Source organism: Bacillus piscicola (genome assembly GCF_022458745.1).
Taxonomy (GTDB): domain Bacteria; phylum Bacillota; class Bacilli; order Bacillales; family Marinococcaceae; genus Alteribacillus_A; species Alteribacillus_A piscicola.
Window position 1 is genome coordinate 648870 of the sequence record NZ_JAJJJF010000001.1, and the last position, 24648, is coordinate 673517.

Genomic DNA, 24648 nt, shown 5'->3' on the forward strand with positions numbered 1-24648 from the left:
ATGCAATCGATTCGATCGTCTTTGGATGCCTATAGAGGGAAAAGTCAATGGCACAAGCGCTATGAAACATTGAAACAAGAGGTCTTAAGCTATCCAAAAATCCAAAGTTTCCTGACAAAACATCCACAAATACCGAATGAACAAATTGAGAGGAACATGGCGAAGCTTTTTGAATACAAAAGGGAGAGGCAGCATTGCGATAGCTGTCCAGGGCTTGCTGATTGCCCGAATATGATGAAAGGATATCAACCTGAAATCGTAAATAACAACAGCCAGCTTATTGTCCAGTATCGACCGTGCCACTTAAAACAACAAGCGGATGCGCTACTTAAAAGACAATCGCTTATTAAAAGTATGTACATCCCGAAAGAAATACTGGACGCATCTTTTGATAAGATGGAGCGCGATCATGCAAGCCGGTTGAGTGCCAGTCATCTCTGTTTGAAGTTTGCGTTAAAAGCTAAACCAGGTGAGGATGCTCATGGTTTATATGTGCATGGGAAATTTGGGGTTGGCAAGACTTATATGATGGGAGCGGCAGCCAATGAATTGGCAGCAAGGAATATTTCCTCCATGCTCGTTTACGTACCTGACTTCTTTCGGGAAATGAAGCAGGCACTCTCGGATGGTAGTGTCCAAGAAAAGATTGATCAAGTAAAGAATGTAGATGTACTTATTTTAGATGATATTGGGGCAGAAACAACCTCGGCCTGGGTTCGAGATGATATACTCGGTGTCATTTTGCATTATCGGATGATGGAAAAGCTTCCGACGTTATATACTTCAAACTATGATTACGAGGAGCTTGAAACTCATTTAGCTTATTCTCAAAAGGGCGGCATCGAACAATTAAAAGCAAAACGGATTATGGAGCGCATTAAACATTTAACTACTCCGGTTTTTATGGAAGGCCGTAACAGACGCAAAAAGTAATCATCAAAAACCTTCATTCTTCTAACTAGAAGGCATGTTTTTCTGCATATTTCCATAGGTATAAAAGTAGAGTATCTACTATCGAATAAGAAGGGTATACCATGGACGCGGGGAGGAATGAAGGGTTGTTTTCAATAGACTTTGAAAGTGAACGGGATAGTGACACAATCTTCCAATGGTTATCGAATGAAAAAGACTTGTGGGAACAGAAAGGCATACAATCTGGCACGATTTATAAAAAACAAGAGATGATTTGTTGGGAATTCACAGGTACGGAAGAGGAGTGGCAAGAGAGCATGATCCCTTATTTAGCTTCCGTTCTCTGTGACTATATGATCGAAAAACACGAATTAAAATGGGTGAAGCAGTATATTGAGCGTCATTTTTTTTCTGAAGAGGAAGCTCCTGCCATTACAGATATCGCAGATTCGTTGTTAGATGGTGAAAGAGTGGAAATACCAATCGCAACGCTTCTAAAAAAACGAAAGCATTTTGTGTATCAAGAGATAACAGACGAAATAAAACATAGTGCGGAAATTCTTTGGACACCGCTTTTGACTTTTCGCTTTGCCAGCTACCATCATCTGCTTATGGAAGCTGCAGCTGCTGCTATTGAAGAATATAAATGGGAACAAGAGTATCAAACGATGATTGAGTCATGCCGTCATTTCTTAAAACATAATCAATCCATTCACCGGGAAATCCATGTTTTGCTGGAAGAAAGACCAGTTTTTACCAACGAAAAGGGTGAAAGGATTGATCAATGGACAAGACTGCAGCACGTACGTCCGACGCTCGTTTTTGAGAAACAACTGCCATTTGAATATATGGTTGTCAGCCCTGTTGTAAGTTTTGCTCCGGAAGTACTCCATGTGTATACAGATGGTGATGAAGGGGTTGTGCAAACACTCAGGATGATTTTTCAAGAAAATATGATCGTTCATCCGCGAAATTCGTGGCTCCACAATCTACACATCGAAAAGCTGAATGGATGATTTTCGATATGTCGTCTTGATTTTCTTGTCAAAACTTTTTATAATTATGTCAGAAATGAAGAATTGTTCACTACATGCGAAGAAAAGGACATGAGAAGTAAGTCATCCCTTTACCCAGAGAAAGAAAGCCGTGGCTGAAAGCTTTCTGAAAGGAACTGCTTTTTACCGCCTTTGAGCAGCAGTGAGGAACAGAAGTCATTTTTCACACTTCTTATTAATCGCTGACGGGCGCCGGTCGTTATCCCGGTCTTAAGATTTAGGAAGGCTTTGTACAAGCTTCCTAAGATAAGGGTGGAACCGCGTATACACACGCCCCTTCGTCATGAAGGGGTTTTTTTGATGGAAAATTACATACATGGAGGTATGGAACATGTCGGAAAAGGTAGAAATTACATTTCCAGATGGGAATAGAAAACAATTTGATAATGGTGTAACCACAGAAGAAATAGCCGCTTCTATCAGTCCTGGCTTAAAAAAGCAAGCACTCGCCGGTAAGGTAAACGGGGTAATGATAGACCTTCGCACCCCGATCCATGCGGACAGCACTGTTGAAATTATAACAGTCAAAAATGAGGAAGGGCTCGAGGTGCTTCGTCATAGTACTGCCCACGTTATGGCTCAGGCTGTGAAAAGATTATTTGGTGACGATGTGAAATTAGGTGTCGGTCCAGTAATCGAAAACGGCTTTTATTATGACATTGATATGTCCCATCAGTTGACTCCAGAGGATCTTCCAAAAATTGAGAAAGAAATGCAGCGGATTGTGGACCAAAACTTGGAAGTTGTCAGGGAAGAAGTGAGCAGAGAAGAAGCCAAGAAGATGTACAAAGAAATTGGAGATGACCTAAAACTAGAACTAATTGACGCTATCCCAGAAGAAGAAAAAACCACGATCTATACACAGGGGGAATTCTTTGACCTTTGCCGGGGCGTCCACGTACCGAGCACTGGCAAGTTAAAGAAATTTAAATTGATGAGTATCTCAGGAGCCTACTGGCGTGGTGACAGCAATAATAAGATGTTGCAGCGTATTTACGGGACTGCCTTTCCGAAACAATCGGATATCGATGAATATTTAGCCTTGTTAGAGGAGGCAAAAGAGCGGGATCACCGAAAGCTCGGAAAAGAGTTAGAGATCTTTGCATTGAATCAAAAAGTTGGACAAGGTCTTCCGCTTTGGCTGCCGAAAGGGGCAACCATCCGCCGGACAATTGAACGATATATTGTCGATCTTGAAGAACGTCTCGGTTATGAACATGTGTACACTCCGGTATTGGGCAGTTCCGAGCTTTACAAAACATCCGGGCATTGGGATCATTACCAAGATGATATGTTCCCCCCAATGGAGATGGATAACGAAACGTTGGTGATCCGGCCGATGAACTGTCCTCATCATATGATGGTTTATAAAAACCAACTGCACAGTTACCGGGATTTGCCAGTACGAATTGCTGAGCTTGGCCTCATGCATCGCTATGAAAAGTCAGGAGCGCTCGCAGGTCTGCAGCGTGTTCGGGCGATGACGTTGAATGATGCACACATTTTTGCACGTCCTGATCAGATCAAACAGGAATTTGTCAGAGCAGTTGAGTTAATTCAGCATGTGTACCGGGATTTTGGTATCGATGACTATTATTTCCGGCTTTCTTACCGCGACCCGGAAGACAAAGAAAAATATATCAATGATGATGAAATGTGGGAGAAAGCGCAGTCCATGCTTAAAGAAGCAATGGATGATATGAATGTGGAATACGTAGAGGCAGAAGGAGAGGCGGCCTTCTACGGTCCTAAATTGGACGTACAGGTTAAGACAGCACTTGGCAAAGATGAAACACTATCTACCGTCCAGCTGGATTTTCTCCTGCCGCAGCGGTTTGACTTGACTTATGTTGGAAATGATGGAAGTGATCATCGACCAGTCGTTATACACCGCGGTATTGTCTCGACGATGGAACGCTTTATCGCCTTTTTAATTGAGGAGTACAAAGGAGCATTTCCTACATGGCTGGCGCCTGTTCAGGCAAAGGTTATTCCTGTCTCTGCTAAAGCCCACCTGGATTATGCGAGAAGCGTGGAGGACGAGCTTCGTAATGCAGGGGTGAGAGTTGAAGTAGATACACGTGACGAGAAAATTGGGTACAAGATTCGGGAAGCACAGATGAAAAAAATCCCGTACATGCTCGTGCTCGGTGATCAGGAAGTAGAAGCAGATGCGGTGAATGTTCGCCGTTATGGACAAAAAGACTCCAAATCAGAAACTCTCAAAGATTTTGTACAAGAAATTAAAGAAAAGATAGAAACCCGCAGTTTAGACTAAAGCATCCGTCCAGAGCGATTGGAAGTCAGTTGTAGATATTTTAGACTGGTTTAATTGACTTTCCCTTATTGCTGTGTTATATTATTTTAGTATTGAAAATCGAAACCGTTACAAGCAGAAGCGCCCGCTTCTCACCTGATCGACGCATGAAGCTGTCGGCAGGTTGTGGTGATTATCGTAAAGATCCAGAACGATCACGTGGGCGCACTATGTGTGCCTGCTTTTTTTGTGTGCAGCACAAAAAGCTCCGCTTATTGACGCGGTCGCAGTGCGTTCGACTGCTTGGGTTCGTAAATTATTTTGGAGGTGTCTCATTATTCGTAAAGACATGAAGGTCAACGATGGAATCCGCGCACGTGAGGTTCGTCTGATTGATGCAAATGGCGACCAGCTGGGAGTAAAATCTAAAAGTGATGCGCTGGATTTGGCTCAAAAAGCTAACCTTGATTTAGTGTTGGTAGCTCCAAACGCGAAGCCACCTGTCTGCCGCATTATGGACTACGGGAAATATCGGTATGAACAGCAAAAGAAAGATAGAGAAGCGCGTAAGAAACAAAAGGTTATTAATGTTAAAGAAGTGCGCCTGAGCCCGAACATCGAAGAGCACGACTTTAATACAAAGCTTCGCAACGCTCGTAAGTTCTTATCAAAAGGGGATAAAGTAAAAGCAGCTATTCGCTTTCGCGGCCGGATGATTACTCACTCGGAAATTGGTAGAGAGGTTCTAGAGCGTTTAGCAAAAGAATGTGCTGATATTGCGACGGTAGAAACCAGACCGAAAATGGAAGGCCGCAGCATGTTTTTAATGCTTGCGCCTACAGCTGAAAAAGAAGCGAAAAGCGATAAGGAATAATCCCTGCAAATTTATTTTTATAAGGAGGAACACCCATGCCAAAAATGAAGACTCACCGCGGTGCGGCAAAACGTTTCAAGAAGACAGCTTCTGGTAAGCTGAAGCGCGGGCACGCCTTTACAAGCCACATGTTCGCAAATAAATCTCAAAAACAAAAGCGCCATCTTCGTAAACAAGGGATGGTCGATAACTCTGACTTTAAACGCATCAAAAACTTGTTGCCTTAATGAATGGATAAATAAACTAAATGAACGAATAGAAGGAGGGATAGGCGATGGCCAGAGTAAAAGGCGGTTATGTAACGCGTCGTCGTCGTAATAGAGTACTGAAACTAGCGAAGGGGTATCGTGGTTCTAAACATAGCCTGTTCAAAACAGCAAACCAGCAGGTTATGAAAGCACTCCAGTATGCTTACCGCGATCGTCGTCAGCGTAAGCGTGATTTTCGCAAATTGTGGATCACACGTATTAATGCAGCAGCTCGTATGAATGGACTTTCTTACAGTCGTCTTATGCATGGTTTAAAGCAGGCGGACATTAACATGAATCGTAAAATGCTTGCAGACCTAGCTGTGAATGACGAAAAAGGATTTTCCGAACTAGCTGAAAAAGCAAAAGCTAATTTGAAATAGTATAATGAATGTCAAAAGAGCCCGGGGATGTCCCCGGGCTCTTTTGCAAGTTATCGCAGCTTAATCGTATTTGCCTGCACGCGAAATGAATTCTTTAATAGGGCTTTTCCACTGAATGTCCGCATGCGGGTAATGACGCTCGATTTCATGTTCTAAGAAGGAAAAGTCAGCTAGCTCCAGCCCCTGCAGCTTATCCTTGTTTTTGACCCAGAGTGAAATAGTGACAACATCAAAAGCCCGCTCGGTAGTACCGAGAAATTTCTCGCCTTCAAACATGACACCTTTGTACGTAATTAATAGGTTTTTTCGAACATTTTTAGGCTCATCCATGAAAAAGAAGTTCTTTTTTTCATGAGCAAGTTCTAATTTTCGTTTCGGGTTTAAAATATATTTTATGACAGCATAAATGAGTATGAGCAAGGCAATAAAAATGAGAGCGCGCAACAATAATGCCATTCGTCAGTCCTCCTTGACCATGGTTGAAAAAACTAATGATACTTAGTTATATTGTAATAGAAAACTGTTCAGAAGGGAAAAGATATCATGAAACAGTTGTTTTCCATTCAAAAAAAATTAGATGATCGTATTCTTGAAAAGTATCAACTAAACAGAGAAAACTTATTTGTAGATAAAGTAGTCGCTTTGTTAACGGAGATAGGAGAACTCACAAACGAAACCCGTTGTTTTAAGTACTGGAGTGAAAAACCAGCCTCTGAACGGAAGGTGATCTTAGAAGAATATGTGGATGGAATTCATTTTCTGTTATCTATAGGTGTTGACAACGACTGGACAGAAGAGCCATCCTGCGAAGAAGCGCCGGCACCATCATTGAGTGAGCAATTTCTTAAAGTATATAAAGCTGTCATCTCCTTCTCAGAAACAGCCAGCCCAAAACATTATGATACGATGTTTGGAGAGTATTTAAAGCTTGGGAAGCTGCTTGGGTTCTCGAAAGATGAAATCAAGAGAGCTTATTACGAAAAAAATGAATTGAATCATCAGAGACAAACGGAAGGATATTGATGACAGGTTAAAGAAGTAATAAATAGGGGTAGAATAAAATGAGGAAATTTTAAGATGCTAAGGAGGAAATAGAGTGGCAGAAAAAGATCAAACATTACAGATGCTAAAGGAATTAACAGATGCGAATGGCATTCCAGGAAACGAAAGAGAGGCCCGGGAAGTCATGAGCAAACATATCACCCCATATGCGGATGAAATGACAAGTGACAATCTTGGTAGTCTTATCGCGAAAAAGACCGGTATAGCGGGCGGGCCAAAGGTCATGATTACCGGCCATTTAGATGAAATTGGTTTCATGATCACACAGATTGATGAAAAGGGCTTCTTAAAGTTCGAAACAGTTGGCGGCTGGTGGAACCAGGTGATGCTCGCGCAGCGTGTCAACGTGATGACGAAAAAAGGAAACATCGTTGGAATTATCGGATCTAAACCCCCCCATATTTTGCCTGCTGAACAACGAAAAAAACCTGTAGAAATAAAAGACATGTTTATTGATATTGGTGCTTCTAGTAAGGAAGAGGCTGAAACATTTGGAGTTCGACCTGGAGATTCGGTTGTACCGATTTGTGATTTTACAGTAATGAATAATGAAAAGCTTCTTATGGCCAAAGCGTGGGACAATCGAATCGGCTGTGCCATTGCTATTGAAGTCTTAAAACAGCTTGAAAACGTTGACCACGCCAATGAAGTTTACGGGGTTGGTGCTGTTCAGGAGGAAGTGGGGCTCCGCGGAGCACAAACAGCAGCACACAAAATCCAACCAGACATTGGATTCGCAGTTGATGTAGGAATTGCCGGCGACACCCCGGGGGTTTCTGACAACGAGGCTATCGCTGAGATTGGAAAAGGCCCGCAAATTGTAGTGTATGATCGTTCGATGGTCTCCCATAAAGGGTTGCGGGAGTTTGTCACCGACATCGCAGACAAGCATAATATTCCGTATCAATATGAATCGATGAGCGGCGGAGGCACGGACGCTGGTTCTATTCACCTTTCCGGCGATGGTGTACCTACGTTAGCTGTCACAGTCCCGACCCGATACATTCATACCCATGCCGCCATCCTTCACCGTGATGATTTCGAGAATGCTGTGAAGCTTATGGTCGAAGTAGTGAAAGAACTGAATGAAGAGACGGTAAAAAAGATCACATTTGATTAAAAGAAAAGAGGCTGTCTTTTTAGCAGACTGAGTCCTCCGTACAGCTTCTACTGTTGTTGGGGGATCAGTGCTTCTGATTAGACAGCCTCTTTTGTATCATTTTTTCGCCACTGATAATTATTTCAGTCCATCTGCAATTTCATTGATAACAAGGTCTTTTGCTTGGGGATCTGCTTGCTTCCAGAACACTTCAAACAACACACCAAGACCGGGAAGCATTTTTTCTTCTCCGCTTTGTATCGCATCCTGGATGGTGGCTTCTACTTGTTCTTCGCTGTTCCCTGAGACATTCTGTAATATTGCTGCACGTAAGTTGAATGACATTTGAATCCTCCTAATGTGATAAAATAGACTCTTGTTTGTATTATGGTGAAAAGAGACAAATATATACATGACCAGGGAAGGGAAAGCTAGTGAAAAGAATAGAATCTGTTAAAAATCCACTTGTTAAAAAAGTGAAGCGGCTGTATAAAAAGAAGCAGCGTGAAAAGGACGGTTTATTTGTTATAGAGGGGTTTCATTTACTTGCAGAGGCTCTACAATATGACGTTGAGATTCAAGAAATTTTTTTACAGGAAGAAAAAGAAATACCTGAAGATATCCACATACCCGGCATTACGCTTACGCTCGTTTCCAGTCAAGTTTTAAAAGAAATGTCAATGACAGAGACACCTCAAGGGGTCTTGGCTGTCTGTAAACTACCGAAAGAACAGCCCGTTACTATTTTAGAGAGTGACTGCTATTTATTTGTCGACGGCGTTCAGGATCCCGGCAATCTTGGTACGATGATTCGTACCGCAGACGCCGCGGGAGTGTCTGCTGTCGTTCTAGGAGATGGAACGGTGGATCCATTTAATGATAAAGTAATGCGGTCAGCTCAAGGGTCCCAATTCCATCTCCCGGTAATAAAAGGGAATTTAGAGGATTGGATACAGGCGTGCAAACAGAAGGGGGTGCCTGTTCTTGGCAGTGCTCTTGATCAAGAAAAAGGTACTACGCATACAGCCATTGAGGTTCAAGATGGTTTTGCATTAATTGTCGGTAACGAGGGAGCGGGCGTACAGGCATCTTGGCTTGAGTTGTCTGACCAGGTGATTTACGTTCCTATTTACGGCCAGGCTGAATCATTGAACGTCGCAGTAGCGACAGGCGTGTTACTTTATCACTTGAAAAAGCCGTAGCAAGCTTGCAAACTAACGTAAAGTTTCTTATACTTATTCTTGTCATATGAATATGAGAAAAGCAGGGAAAGAGAGTAGTAAATCAGTAACATCTATCCAGGAAGGAATTGCCGAAGATTGGAAGCAGTTCTATAGAAAAACTGATTGAATTCGCTCTGGAGCTGGCATCGGAATACAATGAACTGTTGTTAAGGTGCACCGGTTGAATCCGTTATCGATAATGAAGTGAACTGCAGAAGACACATCTTGTGTTTTTTGTGGTTAACAAGGGTGGTACCGCGAACCTTCGTCCCTTTTTATAAGGACGGAGGTTTTTTGTATAGAAGTGGATTGTAAAGACGAAGCGTCAGTATGATAAACGAGGAGGATGGGTAATGATTGAACGTCTTCAGGAATTAAAGCAGGAGGCATTGCAGGAAATTAGTGAATCCGGCAATGTTAAAGATTTGGATCATGTTCGTGTTAAATATCTAGGGAAAAAGGGACCGATAACAGAAGTGTTGCGCGGCATGGGTAAGTTATCGGCTGAAGAACGGCCGCTGGTTGGTCAGAAGGCAAATGAAGTTCGCGAAGAAATTCAAACAAACGTAGAAAAAAAATCTACTGAACTCGAGGAAAAAGCACTGGAAGAAAGACTTGAAAAAGAAAGTGTGGATATTACACTCCCCGGCCGTGAGATTAAACAGGGAGCCCGCCATCCGTTAACTGCCGTAGTTGAAGAAATAGAAGATATCTTTATCGGTCTCGGTTTTCAAGTGACCGAAGGACCGGAAGTAGAGACGGATTATTATAATTTTGAAGCGCTTAATCTTCCTCCAGAACACCCGGCGCGTGATATGCAAGATTCGTTTTACATAACAAACGATATGCTTCTACGGACGCAGACATCGCCTGTGCAAGCTCGCACGATGGAAAAGCATCAAGGGAAAGGCCCTGTTAAAATTGTTTGTCCGGGAAAAGTGTACCGGCGTGACGATGATGATGCTACACACTCTCACCAATTTATGCAAATTGAAGGGTTGTTTGTAGATAAAGGTGTGCGCATGAGTGATTTGAAAGGAGTTCTTGAGGCGTTCGTGAAAAAATACTTTGGAGCAGAACGCGAGATCCGGCTGCGGCCGAGCTTCTTTCCTTTTACAGAGCCATCTGTAGAAGTCGATGTATCTTGTGGCATATGCGGCGGGAAGGGTTGTCGGGTTTGCAAGCAGTCCGGCTGGATTGAAGTTCTCGGATCGGGAATGGTCCACCCTCGTGTCCTTGAGATGAGCGGTTTTGATCCGAAGGTGTACAGCGGGTTTGCGTTTGGAATGGGTGTGGAGCGCTTTGCGCTGCTGAGATACGGCATTGATGACATACGTCATTTCTATACGAATGATATTCGGTTTTTAGATCAATTTAAATGGGTGTAAGGAGGCAGGCGCCATGTTAGTATCCTATCAATGGTTAAAAGATTACGTGAACATGGGGGATTTAACTCCAGAAGAAGTAGCAGAAAAGTTAACACGCGGCGGGGTAGAGGTGGATGTGATTCATCCGAGGAGTCAAGGACTTGCTAATGTGACAGTTGGATACATTGAAGAGTGCGTGCAGCATCCGGATGCAGATAAATTACGCATCTGCCAGGTGAATACGGGCGAAGGAGAAACATCCCAAATTATTTGCGGAGCTCCAAATGTAGCAGCTGGTCAGCGGGTAGCTGTTGCTCGGCCAGGAGCAGTCCTCCCCGGAGGTGTGAAAATAAAGAAAACAAAATTACGCGGGGAACACTCTGAAGGTATGATTTGTTCCTTGCAAGAACTTGGGATTGAACAGAAGTTAGTTGCCAAAGAATTTATTGAGGGGATATACGTGTTTCCAGAAGATGCAGTAATCGGTGAGGACGCTATTGAGCAATTAGGGATGCATGACACCGTACTGGAGCTGGATCTTACCCCTAACCGTGCCGATTGCTTAAGCATGCTTGGTGTTGCTTATGAAATGGCCGCTCTTTTGGATCAGGAGGTTCACCATCCGGGTCATACCTTTATGGAAGCAGAAGAGGAAGCGTCTGATCGTGTTTCCGTTCAGATTGACGTACCGAAGGACAACCCTTACTATAATGCCCGGATCATTAAAAATATTACGATTGGACCTTCTCCTCTGTGGATGCAAAACCGGCTTACTGCAGCAGGAATACGACCAATTAACAATGTGGTGGACATTACGAACTATGTCCTTCTTGAGTATGGACAGCCACTCCACGCTTTTGATCTAGAACGTCTCGGTTCGAAAGAGATAGTGGTAAGACGTGCAGCAAATGGGGAAAAAATGACGACATTGGATAACGTAGAAAGAACGCTTTCCGATGAGTATATGGTAATTACGAATGGGAAAGAGCCGGTCGCGTTGGCAGGAGTAATGGGGGGAGCTTTTTCAGAAGTACAAGATGATACCACATCGATCCTTTTGGAAGCCGCTTACTTCTCCCCGGTTCGAATTCGGAAAGCTTCGAGAGCGTTAGGGTTACGCAGTGAGGCGAGTGTCCGATACGAGAAAGGAATTGATGCAGAACGGGTTGAAGAGGCCTCGGATCGCGCGGTGTCGCTCTTAGCAAAATACGCTGGGGGTAAGGTGCTGAAAGGGGCAGTAGAACAAGATTACCGTTCAAACGAGCGCAAAACGATCATCACAACGCCAAAGCGCCTTAATGAAATTCTCGGCACTGAATTGGCGGCAGAAGAGATGATTGCTATTTTTAAGAGGCTCGGCCTTGAAGTAAAGACAGAGGAAACTTCGTTTATCATTACAATCCCTTCCAGAAGGCCTGATTTAATGATTGAGGAAGATTTAGCTGAGGAAGTAGCAAGATTGTATGGGTATGATCGGATTCCGACAACACTGCCGGAAGGAGTCACGACCCCTGGTTCCCTCTCGTACTCACAGGTGAGGCGTAGAAAAATTCGCAGGTACCTTGAAGCCAGCGGTTTAGATGAGGCTATTACGTACTCATTAACAAGCCCTGAGAAAGCAAGCCGTTTTTTACTTGATGATGTGCCGGGAACAGTTGCCGTCTCGATGCCAATGAGCGAAGAGAGAAGCACCATGAGAACAAGCCTTGTTCCTCATCTTTTAGATGTGATCCAGTACAACCAGCATAGGCAACTGAATGATGCAGCCCTTTTTGAATTAGGATCTGTTTTTATTGGAGAGAAAGGCGGCCTTAACAAGCAGCCACGTGAAACAATGATGCTTTCTGTTGTTGTAACAGGTAATTGGGAGACACATCTCTGGCAAGGTGAAAAGAAACGAGTCGATTTCTATGTAATAAAAGGGATCGTGGAAGGTCTTTTTAATGAGTTAAAGATACCAGCAAGCGATGTTCACTATCGTGTTTCCGACCATCCGGAATTACATCCAGGTCGCAGTGCAGATGTTCTTTTAAATGGAAGAAAAGTTGGATTTGCAGGACAAGTTCACCCTCGTATTGAGAAAGAGTGGGACATTAAAGAAACTTACGTGTTTCAGGTTAATATGGATGAACTGCTTCAGCTTGATGTAGATGATGTCTCATACAAACAGCTGCCACGTTACCCATCGGTCACTAGAGACATTGCATTGGTGGTAGATAAGACGGTATCCGCCGCTGAAGTTCAAGAAGTGATTGAAAAAGCGGGAGGAAAGTTGTTGAATCATGTCACTTTATTTGACGTTTATGAAGGAGATACAGTAGAAGCCGGGAAAAAATCACTTGCGTTTTCTATTGTTTATCTTGATCCTAATCGTACCTTGACGGATGAAGAAGTAACCAATGTACATGATCGTGTACTTACTGAACTAGAAGAAAAACTGCAAGCTGCTTTAAGGAAATAAATAGTAACATAGTGAAAGCGTCCTGAATAAGGACGCTTATTGCTTTCTCAGTTTCCATTATAAAATGATTCTGCTATGATTATGGGTAGGTATCTTGCAGATGACGGGGGGCTCATCCGGTGGACGAAGAAAAAGAGAAGAAACGTACAATCGTTACGATATATGGACAACAATATACCATTAAAGGGGATGCTTCTCCGGAACATGTAAAGAAAGTCGCCGATCATCTTGATCGAAAAATGAAAGAATTTAAAAGTCGTAACCCGTATTTGGACACAACCAGGCTGGCTGTACTGACAGCTTTGAATGCGGTGGATGAATATATGAAGCTGAGTGATGAATTAAAAGATCGAAATAAGCAAGAGAAAGATGAGGAACGGTGACAATGCTTAGTCTGTTGATATTACTGATTTTATGTGTTAGCTTCTTCGTCGGACTACGAAGAGGCTTTATTTTACAATTAATACATTTTGTCAGCTTTTTTGCCGCTCTACTAATCGCTTTCTTTTTCTACCGTGATCTAGCCGAGTATTTAAGACTATGGCTTCCTTACCCTAAAATTCCAAGTAACGAAGACGGTGTTATTTCCATGGTAATGGATTCGTTTAACATGGAAAGTGTTTATTATGCCGGGATCTCTTTTTTTCTGTTATTTTTTGTTTCGAAAATATTATTACAAATTATTGGTTCTATGCTTGATGTTGTTACCCGTATTCCCATACTCAAAACGGTGAACCGATGGCTTGGCGCGCTGCTTGGTTTGGCTGAGGTCTATTTAATATTATTTATATTATTAATTACAGCTGCCTTGCTGCCTATTGAGTTTCTTCAGCGGGCTATAGACAATTCCTGGCTTGCGAACGTCATGATTAAACACACACCCTTTCTGTCTGACTGGTTAAAGAACTTATGGTCGGGAGGACTATAAGGAAAGAGAAACAGCCAATAACGGTGAAATGAGGGAATGGCTTGAATAAAAAGGAACTGGTAAAAGAATTAGAAACGATTGCTCTTTATATGGAAATTCAAGGAAGTAATCCTTTTAAAATATCGGCATACCGTAAAGCAGCACAAGCCTTGGAGAAAGACGAACGTCCTCTCTCTGAAATCTCTAATCCTGAAGAACTTGCGGGGATTGGTAAAGGGACCGCAGCAGTAATTGAAGAGTTAAGAGAAACGGGTAAATCTGCACAGTTAGAGAAGTTGAAGGAGGAGGTGCCACCTGGACTGGTACCTTTAATCAAACTTCCTGGTTTAGGTGGTAAAAAGATCGCTAAATTGTATCAGGAATTAGCGATTTCAGATACAGAATCCTTGAGAAAAGCATGCAAGGAAAAAAAGGTTCGCCAGCTTGCGGGTTTTGGAGCCAAAACAGAAGAAAACATAGCGGCTGCTTTGGATGAAGCCGGCACTCGGCCGGAACGTCTGCCAATCACCTTTATGTTGGAGACTGCGCAAATATTAGAGCTTGAACTGGATAAGATAACAGACATTCGCCGATATGCACGCGCAGGGAGTTTGCGGCGTCTGGAAGAGACAATCAAGGATTTAGACTACATTATTGAAACTTCCCGCATTGATGTCGTCCGGGAGCGTTTAAAAGAAATCGAACTCGTTAGCGATATTATTGCGGACGGCGCGGCGAAAATGTCACTGGAAATGGATGCTGGTTACGCTATTCAGGTTGACTTTCGCTTTGTAAGTGAGGAGGCATTTGCGACAACCCTCCACCATTTCACCGGTTCAAAGGAACATAACGTGCAAATTCGCCAACTGGCTAAACAGCAAGGGGAAAAGGTCAGTGAATACGGGATCGAACATGCAGAAACGGGAGAAATGAAAACATTTCGTTCAGAAGCCGCTTTCTTTGCTCATTTTGGACTTCATTATATCCCTCCAGAAGCAAGGCTCGGTAAAGATGAAATAGAGTGCTATAAAGAACCTTATGATACGATCACTCTGCAGGATATCCGTGGGGATCTTCATATGCATACGACTTGGAGCGACGGGGCTGAATCGGTTGAAGGCATGGTGAATGCAGCCCGTAAACGAGGGTATGAGTGGATGGCAATCACGGATCATTCACAATTTTTGCAAGTGGCTCACGGTTTAAATGAAGAACGGGTCATGCGACAAATAGAAGAGATAAGGCGTGTGAATGATAAATATGCTGATATCCATGTCTTGGCAGGCATTGAAATGGATATACGTCCAGATGGCACCCTTGATTTAGAGGACCATGTTCTAAAGGAACTTGATCTTGTCATTGCCTCGATTCATTCTGCTTTTTCGCAATCAGAAACGGAATTGATGAAAAGGATGGAAACGGCCTTAGAAAGTACGTATGTAAATATTATTGCTCATCCAACCGGTCGGTTAATTGGCCGGCGCCGCGGCTATCAGATTGATGTAGAAAAGCTGCTGGAAAGAGCGGGACAAACAGGAACTGCATTAGAGCTAAATGCGAATCCAAACCGGCTCGATCTTGCTGCGGATTGGCTGCGAAAAGCGGAGGACTATGATACGAAGATCGCTATTAATACGGATGCTCATCAAACGGGCAACCTTGATATGATGGAAATTGGCACAGGGATAGCAAGAAAGGCACTTTTACAAAAACAGCAAGTGATTAACACATGGACCTATCCAGAGCTGACAGCGTTTATTAATAAAAAACGAAGAAATTCTTAGGTCAAGCGGAAGGATGAAATATATGAATGCACGAGTACTACGTGTATTGGAATACGACAAGATGAAAGCACAATTGAAGATGCATGCGGCCTCTTCGCTAGGGTTAAAAAAGATTGAGGAATTAACACCACATACGGATTTCCATAAAACCAAAGAAGAACTGGATCGAACGCAGGAAGGAGTTAAGGTTCTGCGATTAAAAGGACAGGCTCCACTCGGCGGAATCCGAAATATTTCATCTCATATAAAACGTGCTCAAATCGGCGGGCTCTTAAATGCTTCTGAATTATTGGAGACGGCAGATACGATATATGCCGGTCGCCGAATAAAAGCTTTCATCGGAGCGATGACAGAAGATGACATCGATCTGCCGCTGCTGAAAGGAATAGTAGACCGGATCGTTCCGTTGACAGGCCTTGAACAGGCGATCAAGCGCTGTATTGATGACCACGGAGAAGTAGTGGATGCCGCCAGCCCATCATTAAGAAGCATTCGCCAACAAATTCGTGCAAATGAAGCGGATGTCCGATCAAAATTGGAGCAGATGATTCGATCTTCCAATCAACAAAAAAAATTATCAGATGCGATTGTGACCGTTCGAAATGGCCGCTATGTAGTACCGGTTAAACAAGAATACAGAGCCTCATTTGGAGGGATTGTCCACGATCAATCGGCATCAGGTGCTACGCTTTTTATCGAGCCTCAATCTGTTGTGAACATTAACAACCGTCTCCGTGAAGCTAAAGTGAAGGAAGACCAGGAGATTGAACGGATTTTAAGAGAGCTTTCCGGGCAGGTCAGTGAACATGTCGATGAGCTGTTAGAAAATAGCGGATGCCTGGCAGAATTAGATTTTCTATTTGCAAAATCATACTACGCGCGTGAACTAGAAGCAGTCCCTCCACGGTTAAACGACGGTGGACGATTTACCTTTAAAAAGGCGCGCCACCCTCTAATCGAAAAAGATGTGGTCGTTCCGATTGATGTCGAGCTTGGAGATACGTTCTCTTCTCTGGTCATTACGGGACCGAACACAGGCGGAAAGACAGTAACATTGAAAACCGTTGGTCTATTGACACTAATGGTTCAGTCTGGCTTGTTCATCCCGGTGGAGGAAGATTCAGAGGCTACCGTTTTTGCAAATGTTTTTGCGGATATTGGAGATGAACAGTCGATTGAACAGAACTTAAGTACCTTTTCTTCCCATATGACAAACATAGTCGATATTTTAAAGGGAGTAGATCATAAAAGCCTCGTCTTATTTGATGAAATCGGGGCTGGGACCGATCCAACAGAGGGGGCTGCCCTTGCAGTGTCCATTTTGGATGACGTCTATGAAAAAGGAGCTAAACTGGTAGCGACGACACATTATAGTGAACTAAAAGGCTATGCGTACAATCGTGAAGGTGTTATGAATGCGAGTGTTGAATTTGATGTGAATACACTCAGGCCAACTTACCGGCTGTTAATCGGAGTGCCGGGAAGGAGTAACGCGTTTGCTATCTCCAGGCGGCTTGGTCTGCAGGAATCCATTATCCAGCGGGCAGAAGCCGAGATAAATGCAGAGAGCCGTCAAGTGGAACAAATGATCACCTCCCTCGATGAGAAACGCCGAGAAGCAGAAGCAGAAGAGGAATCCGCAAAGAAAATTAGACAAGATGCTGAGTCACTTCAAGCAGAGTTACGAAAGAAATTACAGGAGTTGGAGAACCAAAAAAACACCATTTTTCAAGAGGCTGAGAAAAAAGCAGCGGCTGAATTGGAAAAAGCTCAAGCCGAGGCGAAGGAAATTATTCGCGGGCTGAGGGAGTTGCAAAAACAAGGACAGAGTGTGAAGGAGCATCATATCATTGATGCAAAAAAACGGTTGGAAGACGCGTCTCCCAATCTTAGCAAGCGGCACAAGGAGATTAAAAAGCAGGCAAAGGAACGTCAATCTTTTAAGCCTGGTGACGAAGTGCGTGTGACCAAATTTGGCCAGAATGGACAAGTTTTGAAGAAAATCTCTGAAAAGGAATACCTTGTTCAGTTAGGGATTATGAAGGTGAACGTTAAAGTAGATGATATGGAAAGGGTTAAGGCAGAACGGGTCACCCAGCCAACCCGGCCAATTACGTCCGTATCAGCAAAACCTTCTGTTAAGCCGGAGCTAGACCTTAGAGGAGTGCGTTTCGAGGAAGCGATGCGACAACTTGAAAAGTATTTAGACGATGCTGTTTTGGCCGGCTATCCCCAGGTGCATATCATTCATGGAAAAGGGACAGGCGCCCTTCGAAAAGGGGTCAAGGAGTTCCTTAAAAAGCATCCAAGTGTGAAAGAGTCACGAGATGGCGGGATGAACGAAGGTGGTCTCGGAAATACGGTAGCACGATTGCAATAAATCTAAAGGAGAGAGTAGAAACTTGGAACGACTGTCTAAAATTCTAATATGGTGCTGCATTGCATTTGTGTTGGCAGGAGCAGTCTATTTATTATTTTTTGCGTAAGCTGATAAGGCTTGCGCTTTTTCATTTTTTGTTCAGAAAAAGCCTCTTTCGGAATAGAATAATAAGAGAAATTTTTAGAAACAGTTGTAAACGAGTATCAAAATATATCGCAGGGTGTCAGGCATTTCGCTTTCTAAAAGGAGGAAATGACAATGACGGCGAAAAAAAGGTGGCTTTCTCATTATCCAGAGGAAATTCCCAGTTCCATTGACTACGAGGAAAGATCCTTACAATCGTATTTAAAAGAAGCAGCTGCGCGCTATCCAGATAAAGAAGCACTTCATTTCATGGGAAAAGAAATGACGTATAATGAAATCTATCGTGATGCTCTTCGACTGGCAAACGGGCTGCGAAAAATAGGGATCAGAAAAGGTGACCGTGTCTCGATCATGCTTCCTAATTCACCACAAGCAGTTATCAGCTATTACGGTGTTCTTCTAGCCGGCGCAATCGTTGTCCAAACAAATCCTCTCTATGTCGAGCGGGAATTGTCTCATCAGCTTCATGATTCAGGGGCAAAGATAATCATCTGTCTCGATCTCGTTTACCCACGTGTTCAAAATGTCCGCGAAAACTCACCGCTTACCCATGTGATCGTAACGAGCCTAAAAGATTACCTTCCCTTTCCAAAAAGTCTTTTGTACCCACTTACTCAAAAGAAAAATATTTCTACAATAACAAACAGAAATGACAAGAATCCGATCATTGCCTTTGCCGAATTGACGAAGACAGCAGATAACAATGAAATAGTGCTGGACATTGACCCGAAGAAAGATTTAGCACTTTTGCAATATACGGGAGGGACGACGGGGCCTGCAAAAGGCGTTATGCTCACGCACTACAACTTAGTAGCCAACACGTTACAATGCCGGACGTGGATACACCGTATGAGGGAAGGAGAAGAACGCTTACTCGCGGTACTGCCGTTTTTTCACGTGTACGGAATGACGGTCGTGATGAATTTGTCCATTATGTACGCTGCCAAAATGATAGTATTTCCGAAATTTAATTCGAGAACAGTATTAAAAGCAGTTTCGAAGCACAAGGTTACTTTGTTTCCTGGAGCTCCTACGATGTACATTGGCTTAACCCACGACGAAAAAATTGAAAAGCATGACCTGTCCTCCATAAAAGCATGTATAAGCGGTTCAGCTCCACTGCCGCTTGATGTGCAGCAATCTTTTGAAAAATTAACCGGCGGAAGTCTTGTAGAAGGTTACGGATTAACTGAAGCCTCTCCGGTTGTAACAGCTAACCCAATTTGGGGAAAACGAAAAACAGGTAGTATAGGGATTCCGTGGCCAGACACAGAAGTAGCAGTTCTTCATTCGTCTGGAGAACTTGCGTCTTACGGAGAGATTGGAGAGATCATAGTAAAAGGTCCCCAAGTAATGAAAGGATACTGGAACCGGCCGGAAGATACGCAGGCCTCTTTTAAAGACGGATGGTTGTTAACAGGTGATATGGGACACATGGATGAGGATGGATATTTTTACGTTGTCGACCGCAAAAAAGATATGATCGTAGCAGGTGGCTTTAACATTTATCCACGTGAAATAGAAGAAGTGCTTTTTGAGCATCCGGCCATTCAAGAAGCAGCGGTTATCGGGATACCCGACAAATATCGAGGAGAAACCGTTAAAGCATTTATCGTATTAAAAGAAGGGCACACAGTTCCCGAAGACGATTTATCCGTGTATTGCCGTAAATTCCTCGCCTCCTACAAAATACCACAGGTCTATGAATACAGGGAAGAACTACCAAAAACAGCGATAGGTAAAGTATTACGGCGAGTTCTCAGCGAAGAAGAAAAACAAAAACATGAAAATAATAACGGATGTTAAAAGTAAAATTACAAACTATTTAGTCTAATGGTAATAAACTGTCACTAAAAAAATTACGGGTTTAGAAAAGAAGCATGACACAGGACATAGAGTTTAGTAAGGAGGGAAAGGGAATGAATATCTATGTGCTTATGAAAAGAACGTTTGATACGGAAGAGAAAATCATTATACGTGACGGCGAGGTGGATAAGGAAGGCGCTGAGTTCATTATTAACCCCTACGACGAGTATGCGATTGAAGAAGCAATTGTACTCAGAGAAGCACATGGCGGTGAAGTGACCGTGATTACGGTAGGTGACGAGGACGCTCAGAAAGAACTGCGCACGGCACTTGCTATGGGAGCAGATAAAGCAGTCCTAATTAATTTGGAAGAATTGGAAGGGCCTGATCATTTCACGATAAGTGAAGCCATTAGTTCCTGGCTGGCTGATAAAGACGTTGATATCATTCTTGGAGGCAACGTTGCAGTGGATGACGGAGCAGGCCAAGTTGCTTCCCGGGTGGCAGAGAAACTTGGAATTAATCAGGTGACTACTATTACGGAACTGACAATTGAAGACGAAACGGTGAAAATAGAAAGAGACGTAGAAGGGGATATCGAGAAAATCGAAACAACGCTCCCACTTCTGGTAACGTGCCAACAAGGCTTAAATGAACCTCGTTACCCTTCTCTCCCTGGTATTATGAAAGCGAAAAAAAAGCCGCTCGCTAACGTAGGTGTAAATGAGTTGGAGATGAATGAAAAAGAACTCACCGCTAAAACGAAAACAATTGACCGTTTTCTGCCTCCGCCCAAAGCGAAGGGAAAGATACTCGAAGGAGATATCGATCAGCAAGTTAATGAACTCGTTCACTTGTTAAAAAACGAAGCAAAAGTTATTTAAAAAGGGGGGCTCATGGATGGAAAAAAAAGTGTTAGTGCTGGGGGAAATAAAAGATGGAAATTTACGGAACGTCTCGCTAGAAGCGATTGCTTGCGCCAAACAAATAAGAAACGACGGCGAAATAACAGGTGTTTTGTTCGGAAATCATGCGAAAGACTGCGCCGAGACAATGATTCATTACGGGGCTGATCGAATCCTTATTGCTGAAAACCCTGAGCTTTCACATTATACGACAGACGCCTATACCCAAGCGTTGATGCAGATAATAAATAAGGAAAGCCCCCATGCAGTTGTGTTCGGTCATACGGCAAAAGGGAAAGATCTAGCACCGCGTTTAGCTGCAAAATTAGGAGTCGGTCTTGTCTCTGATGCTGTGGAAATAGAGATGAACAACGGGCGGGCTATATATACACGGGCTATTTATTCAGGAAAAGCGTTTGAGAGAGTAACCGTCACGGAGGGGATAGAGCTTGTTTCTGTTCGGCCGAATAACATGAAAGCGCTCAAGAAGGATACTTCCAGAAATGGTCCTGTAACTGCGTTCGATCCCGAAATTAAGAACCTACGTACCATTGTAAAGGAAATTGTAAATAAAACACGGGGCGGAGGTGACTTGTCGGAAGCAAAAATTATCGTCGCCGGCGGTCGTGGGGTTAAAAGCAAGGAAGGGTTTAGGCCTCTTGAAGAACTGGCTGAGGTACTCGGGGGCGCAGTAGGTGCATCACGTGGTGCTTGTGATGCAGAATACTGCGACTACTCCATGCAGATCGGACAAACGGGAAAAGTTGTGACACCTGATCTTTACATCGCGGCAGGTATCTCAGGAGCGATCCAGCATTTGGCCGGTATGTCTCAGTCTAAAATCGTTGTAGCCATTAATAAAGATCCTGAAGCTCCTATATTTGATGTCGCTGATTATGGTATTGTCGGGGACCTCTTTGACATTGTTCCAAAGCTGACAGCAGAACTTAAGAAGATCCTTGTTTAACAAAACTGGGAAGGTTTATTTTAAGAGCAGGCGGGAAAAATACACTGAGCAAGTTATTCGCAGTGCAACAATCGCGATGCTATAATGACATTGAGATTTGGATAGTAGCTAAAAGGAGGCTTTTTGAGAATGGCAATAGTGAATGTAACGGATCAGAATTTTGTAGATGAAACGTCCCAGGGAGTGGTACTTGCTGATTTTTGGGCACCATGGTGCGGACCATGTAAAATGATTGCACCAGTATTAGAAGAAATCGACTCTGAAATGGGAGAAAAAGTGAAGATAGCAAAGTTGGATGTAGATGAAAACCAAGAAACAGCCGGTAAATATGGGGTAATGAGCATTCCGACTCTTCTCGTTTTTAAAGACGGAGAAGTGGTAGATCAAGTTGTCGGGTTTCAGCCGAAAGAGCAACTAGTTGAACTCCTTAATAAGCATATGTAGTAAACAAAAGTTAACACAAGCGTTGGGGCATCTATACCTTGAATGCATACGTGGATTTTTTGCACAGAGAAGTTCCCCTGTTGAAAAACTGCTGATATAATGGTCAGCAGTTTTTCTAATATCTAAAAAAGGGGTGAATAAGATTTTAAAGGAAAAAATTTCTGTGTTGCCTGCACAGCCAGGTTGTTATTTAATGAAAGACAAGCACGGCACCATTATTTATGTAGGAAAAGCGAAGTTGTTAAAAAATAGGGTCCGCTCCTATTTCACAGGAACGCATGATGGGAAGACTCAGCGTCTTGTTAGTGAAATAACGGACTTTGACTACATTATCACCTCGTCTAATTTAGAAGCACTTATTCTGGAAATGAACTTAATTAAAAAGTACGAGCCGAAGTATAACGTTCTTTTAAAGGATGATAAATCCTACCCGTATATAAAAATCACAAATGAAAGTTATCCGCGCCTTATTATAACGAGAAAGGTCAAGAAAGACGGGGGCAAGTATTTCGGCCCTTACCCAAATGCCGGAGCAGCAAATGAAACCAAAAAGTTACTAGACCGTCTCTATCCGTTGAGAAAATGCCGAACGCTTCCGGATAGGGTCTGTCTGTACTATCACATTGGCCAATGTTTGGCGCCGTGTGAATTCCCGGTTTCGGACGAAGTAAATCAACGGCTTGTTCAGGAAATAGTCAGTTTTTTAAATAATGGCCATCAGGAAGTTAAAAGGGATTTAAAATATAAAATGGAAGAAGCTTCAGAATCGTTGAATTTTGAACGGGCTAAAGAATTGCGAGATCAAATACAGCATATTGATGCAGTGATGGAAAAACAAAAGATGACAATGAACGACCAGGTCAGTCGTGATATTTTTGCGTATACCTATGATAAAGGTTGGATGTGTGTTCAGGTTTTTTTCGTTCGGCAAGGCAAGCTGATTGAACGTGATGTATCCATTTTCCCTTTTTATCAAGAACCGGAAGAGGACTTTTTAACGTTTGTCGGTCAGTTTTATTCAAGTGAGGAACATTTGAAGCCTAAAGAAGTGCTCGTTCCCGCTGATGCCGACCAAGAAATGCTGCAGCAGTTGCTAGGTGTTAAAGTAATGCAACCAAAGCGGGGAAAGAAACATCAGCTTCTTCAACTTGCTGAAAAAAATGCAGTCCAAGCTCTGCGCGAACGCTTTGCGCTTATTGAACGTGATGAGGAACGAACAATTAAAGCAATTGAGGAATTAGGAGAAACACTTCGCATTGATTGCCCTTATCGAATAGAAGCTTTTGATAATTCTAATATTCAAGGGACAAATCCTGTATCAGCGATGGTCACCTTTATTGATGGGAAACCTGCTAAAAAGGATTATCGTAAATATAAAATAAATACGGTGACCGGTCCCGATGATTATGGGTCGATGAAGGAAGTAGTGCGTCGGCGCTACGTACGGCTGTTGAAAGAAGAGGCACCGCTTCCTGATCTGATATTAATTGATGGTGGGAAAGGGCAGCTAAGTGCTGCGAAAAGCGTCCTTGAAGATGAGCTTGGTCTTTTAATTCCTGTTGCCGGGATGGCAAAAGACGAAAAGCATAAAACGTCTAACCTGATTATGGGTGAGCCTGCAAAAGCAGTGCAGTTAGAGCGTAATAGTCAAGCTTTTTATCTGCTTCAACGTATTCAAGACGAGGTACATCGTTTTGCAATCAGTTTCCATCGTCAGACACGGAAGAAGAATATGTTCACTTCTATTCTGGACGAGGTTCCGGGTATTGGGGAAAAACGTAAAAGACTGTTGCTTCGCCATTTCGGTTCAATGAGCAAGATGAAGGAGGCTACTTTAGAAGATTTCCGGAAAATCTCGATACCTGAATCAGTAGCAGAAGAACTGTTAAAACGACTTCATCAAACGAAGTAAAGAAGCCTCTCAGGATAAGCAATGAGGCTTCTTTCTATGTGGAAGTGATACTATCTGTCCCATTGGACTTGGAAGGAAATGATATTTTTGTTTTGGAATATGCAGGTTTCTGCGGCTTTTCCTTTTAGAGTCTCTATTTGTTCGGCAAGATAACCTGCTTCTAGATGAAAACAGGACGTGTCATCTATATGTTTAACAGTTTGTGAAAGTCTTAATTCCAAGAAAAGCGACCGGCTTTTTTCTTTGGCTATGCGAAGATCTCCCCAGCGGGCTTTCTGAAAGAAATCAACCATCGCATCTATACTGTTGGCGGGGTACTGACGAGCAATAGCCTTCCCTGCCCAATATAAAATTTCGCTTTTTTCACTTCCGAGCAGTTCGGGAAGCAAGAAATGTCGCAGCAAGGCATAGCTGAAATCAGTATCGCTTAATTCTGGGTATTTCATGGTTACCATCCT

Annotated in this window: 23 protein-coding genes and 2 other annotated features; of the genes, 20 read left to right on the forward strand and 3 right to left on the reverse strand. The window is 43.1% G+C overall.

The window, feature by feature from the left end; genetic code table 11:
- The 6 genes from dnaI (at position 1) to rplT (ending at position 5729) form a co-directional block, all read left to right on the forward strand.
- Complete coding sequence (gene dnaI / locus LOR49_RS03095) at positions 1-933, forward strand: primosomal protein DnaI (protein ID WP_240374643.1); 933 nt, start codon at positions 1-3, stop codon at positions 931-933.
- A gap of 125 nt (positions 934-1058) precedes the next feature.
- Positions 1059-1928 (forward strand): sporulation protein YtxC, encoded by an 870-nt coding sequence (ytxC, locus tag LOR49_RS03100; RefSeq protein WP_240374644.1) that lies wholly within the window; start codon positions 1059-1061, stop codon positions 1926-1928.
- 370 nt (positions 1929-2298) lie between these two features.
- On the forward strand, positions 2299-4245 hold the full coding sequence (gene thrS, locus LOR49_RS03105; RefSeq protein WP_240374645.1) for a threonine--tRNA ligase: 1947 nt from the start codon (positions 2299-2301) through the stop codon (positions 4243-4245).
- A 106-nt stretch (positions 4246-4351) separates the two neighbouring features.
- Positions 4352-4480, forward strand: a sequence feature (ribosomal protein L20 leader region).
- Positions 4481-4573: 93 nt separating this feature from the next.
- Complete coding sequence (gene infC, locus LOR49_RS03110) at positions 4574-5098, forward strand: translation initiation factor IF-3 (protein ID WP_240374983.1); 525 nt, start codon at positions 4574-4576, stop codon at positions 5096-5098.
- Between the two features lie 35 nt (positions 5099-5133).
- Positions 5134-5325 (forward strand): 50S ribosomal protein L35, encoded by a 192-nt coding sequence (rpmI, locus tag LOR49_RS03115; protein WP_240374646.1) that lies wholly within the window; start codon positions 5134-5136, stop codon positions 5323-5325.
- Between the two features lie 47 nt (positions 5326-5372).
- Entirely contained in the window at positions 5373-5729 is a 357-nt protein-coding gene (gene rplT / locus LOR49_RS03120) for a 50S ribosomal protein L20 (protein ID WP_240374647.1), read from the forward strand.
- 60 nt (positions 5730-5789) lie between these two features.
- On the opposite strand, the gene LOR49_RS03125 is transcribed toward rplT, so the two are convergent.
- Complete coding sequence (locus LOR49_RS03125) at positions 5790-6185, reverse strand: sigma-w pathway protein ysdB (RefSeq protein ID WP_240374648.1); 396 nt, start codon at positions 6183-6185, stop codon at positions 5790-5792.
- 87 nt (positions 6186-6272) lie between these two features.
- Between LOR49_RS03125 and LOR49_RS03130 the strand changes: the two genes are divergently transcribed.
- Positions 6273-6752, forward strand: coding sequence for a dUTP diphosphatase (locus LOR49_RS03130; RefSeq protein WP_240374649.1), 480 nt, complete (start codon positions 6273-6275; stop codon positions 6750-6752).
- Between the two features lie 73 nt (positions 6753-6825).
- Positions 6826-7911 (forward strand): M42 family metallopeptidase, encoded by a 1086-nt coding sequence (locus tag LOR49_RS03135; RefSeq protein ID WP_240374650.1) that lies wholly within the window; start codon positions 6826-6828, stop codon positions 7909-7911.
- Between the two features lie 117 nt (positions 7912-8028).
- Here LOR49_RS03135 and sspI read toward each other — a convergent pair whose 3' ends face one another.
- Positions 8029-8235 carry a small acid-soluble spore protein SspI gene (sspI, locus tag LOR49_RS03140; RefSeq protein WP_240374651.1) on the reverse strand — a complete coding sequence of 69 codons (207 nt, stop codon included), beginning with the start codon at positions 8233-8235 and terminating at the stop codon, positions 8029-8031.
- An 89-nt stretch (positions 8236-8324) separates the two neighbouring features.
- Between sspI and LOR49_RS03145 the strand changes: the two genes are divergently transcribed.
- From LOR49_RS03145 to uvrC, 12 genes are all read left to right on the forward strand, one after another.
- Positions 8325-9092 (forward strand): TrmH family RNA methyltransferase, encoded by a 768-nt coding sequence (locus tag LOR49_RS03145; RefSeq protein WP_240374652.1) that lies wholly within the window; start codon positions 8325-8327, stop codon positions 9090-9092.
- Positions 9093-9147: 55 nt separating this feature from the next.
- Positions 9148-9389: a binding site (T-box leader), on the forward strand.
- 77 nt (positions 9390-9466) lie between these two features.
- Positions 9467-10501: a phenylalanine--tRNA ligase subunit alpha gene (gene pheS / locus LOR49_RS03150; protein ID WP_240374653.1), complete on the forward strand. Its 1035-nt coding sequence runs from the start codon at positions 9467-9469 to the stop codon at positions 10499-10501.
- Positions 10502-10514: 13 nt separating this feature from the next.
- On the forward strand, positions 10515-12941 hold the full coding sequence (pheT, locus tag LOR49_RS03155; protein ID WP_240374654.1) for a phenylalanine--tRNA ligase subunit beta: 2427 nt from the start codon (positions 10515-10517) through the stop codon (positions 12939-12941).
- 119 nt (positions 12942-13060) lie between these two features.
- On the forward strand, positions 13061-13324 hold the full coding sequence (gene zapA, locus LOR49_RS03160) for a cell division protein ZapA (RefSeq protein WP_240374655.1): 264 nt from the start codon (positions 13061-13063) through the stop codon (positions 13322-13324).
- Positions 13325-13326: 2 nt separating this feature from the next.
- Positions 13327-13869: a CvpA family protein gene (locus LOR49_RS03165; RefSeq protein WP_240374656.1), complete on the forward strand. Its 543-nt coding sequence runs from the start codon at positions 13327-13329 to the stop codon at positions 13867-13869.
- A gap of 41 nt (positions 13870-13910) precedes the next feature.
- Complete coding sequence (polX, locus tag LOR49_RS03170) at positions 13911-15632, forward strand: DNA polymerase/3'-5' exonuclease PolX (RefSeq protein WP_275899460.1); 1722 nt, start codon at positions 13911-13913, stop codon at positions 15630-15632.
- Between the two features lie 22 nt (positions 15633-15654).
- Positions 15655-18012, forward strand: coding sequence for an endonuclease MutS2 (locus tag LOR49_RS03175; protein ID WP_240374657.1), 2358 nt, complete (start codon positions 15655-15657; stop codon positions 18010-18012).
- Positions 18013-18270: 258 nt separating this feature from the next.
- Entirely contained in the window at positions 18271-19962 is a 1692-nt protein-coding gene (locus tag LOR49_RS03180) for a long-chain-fatty-acid--CoA ligase (protein ID WP_240374658.1), read from the forward strand.
- Positions 19963-20075: 113 nt separating this feature from the next.
- Complete coding sequence (locus tag LOR49_RS03185) at positions 20076-20846, forward strand: electron transfer flavoprotein subunit beta/FixA family protein (RefSeq protein WP_240374659.1); 771 nt, start codon at positions 20076-20078, stop codon at positions 20844-20846.
- Positions 20847-20862: 16 nt separating this feature from the next.
- Positions 20863-21834 carry an electron transfer flavoprotein subunit alpha/FixB family protein gene (locus tag LOR49_RS03190; RefSeq protein WP_240374660.1) on the forward strand — a complete coding sequence of 324 codons (972 nt, stop codon included), beginning with the start codon at positions 20863-20865 and terminating at the stop codon, positions 21832-21834.
- A gap of 129 nt (positions 21835-21963) precedes the next feature.
- Positions 21964-22278, forward strand: coding sequence for a thioredoxin (gene trxA / locus LOR49_RS03195; RefSeq protein ID WP_240374661.1), 315 nt, complete (start codon positions 21964-21966; stop codon positions 22276-22278).
- A gap of 133 nt (positions 22279-22411) precedes the next feature.
- A complete protein-coding gene (gene uvrC / locus LOR49_RS03200; protein WP_240374662.1) occupies positions 22412-24190 on the forward strand; it encodes an excinuclease ABC subunit UvrC in 1779 nt (592 codons plus the stop codon).
- Positions 24191-24240: 50 nt separating this feature from the next.
- Here the strand turns inward: uvrC and LOR49_RS03205 are convergent, their stop codons facing one another.
- Positions 24241-24636 (reverse strand): DUF2507 domain-containing protein, encoded by a 396-nt coding sequence (locus LOR49_RS03205; protein ID WP_240374663.1) that lies wholly within the window; start codon positions 24634-24636, stop codon positions 24241-24243.
- Positions 24637-24648: the final 12 nt, after the last annotated feature.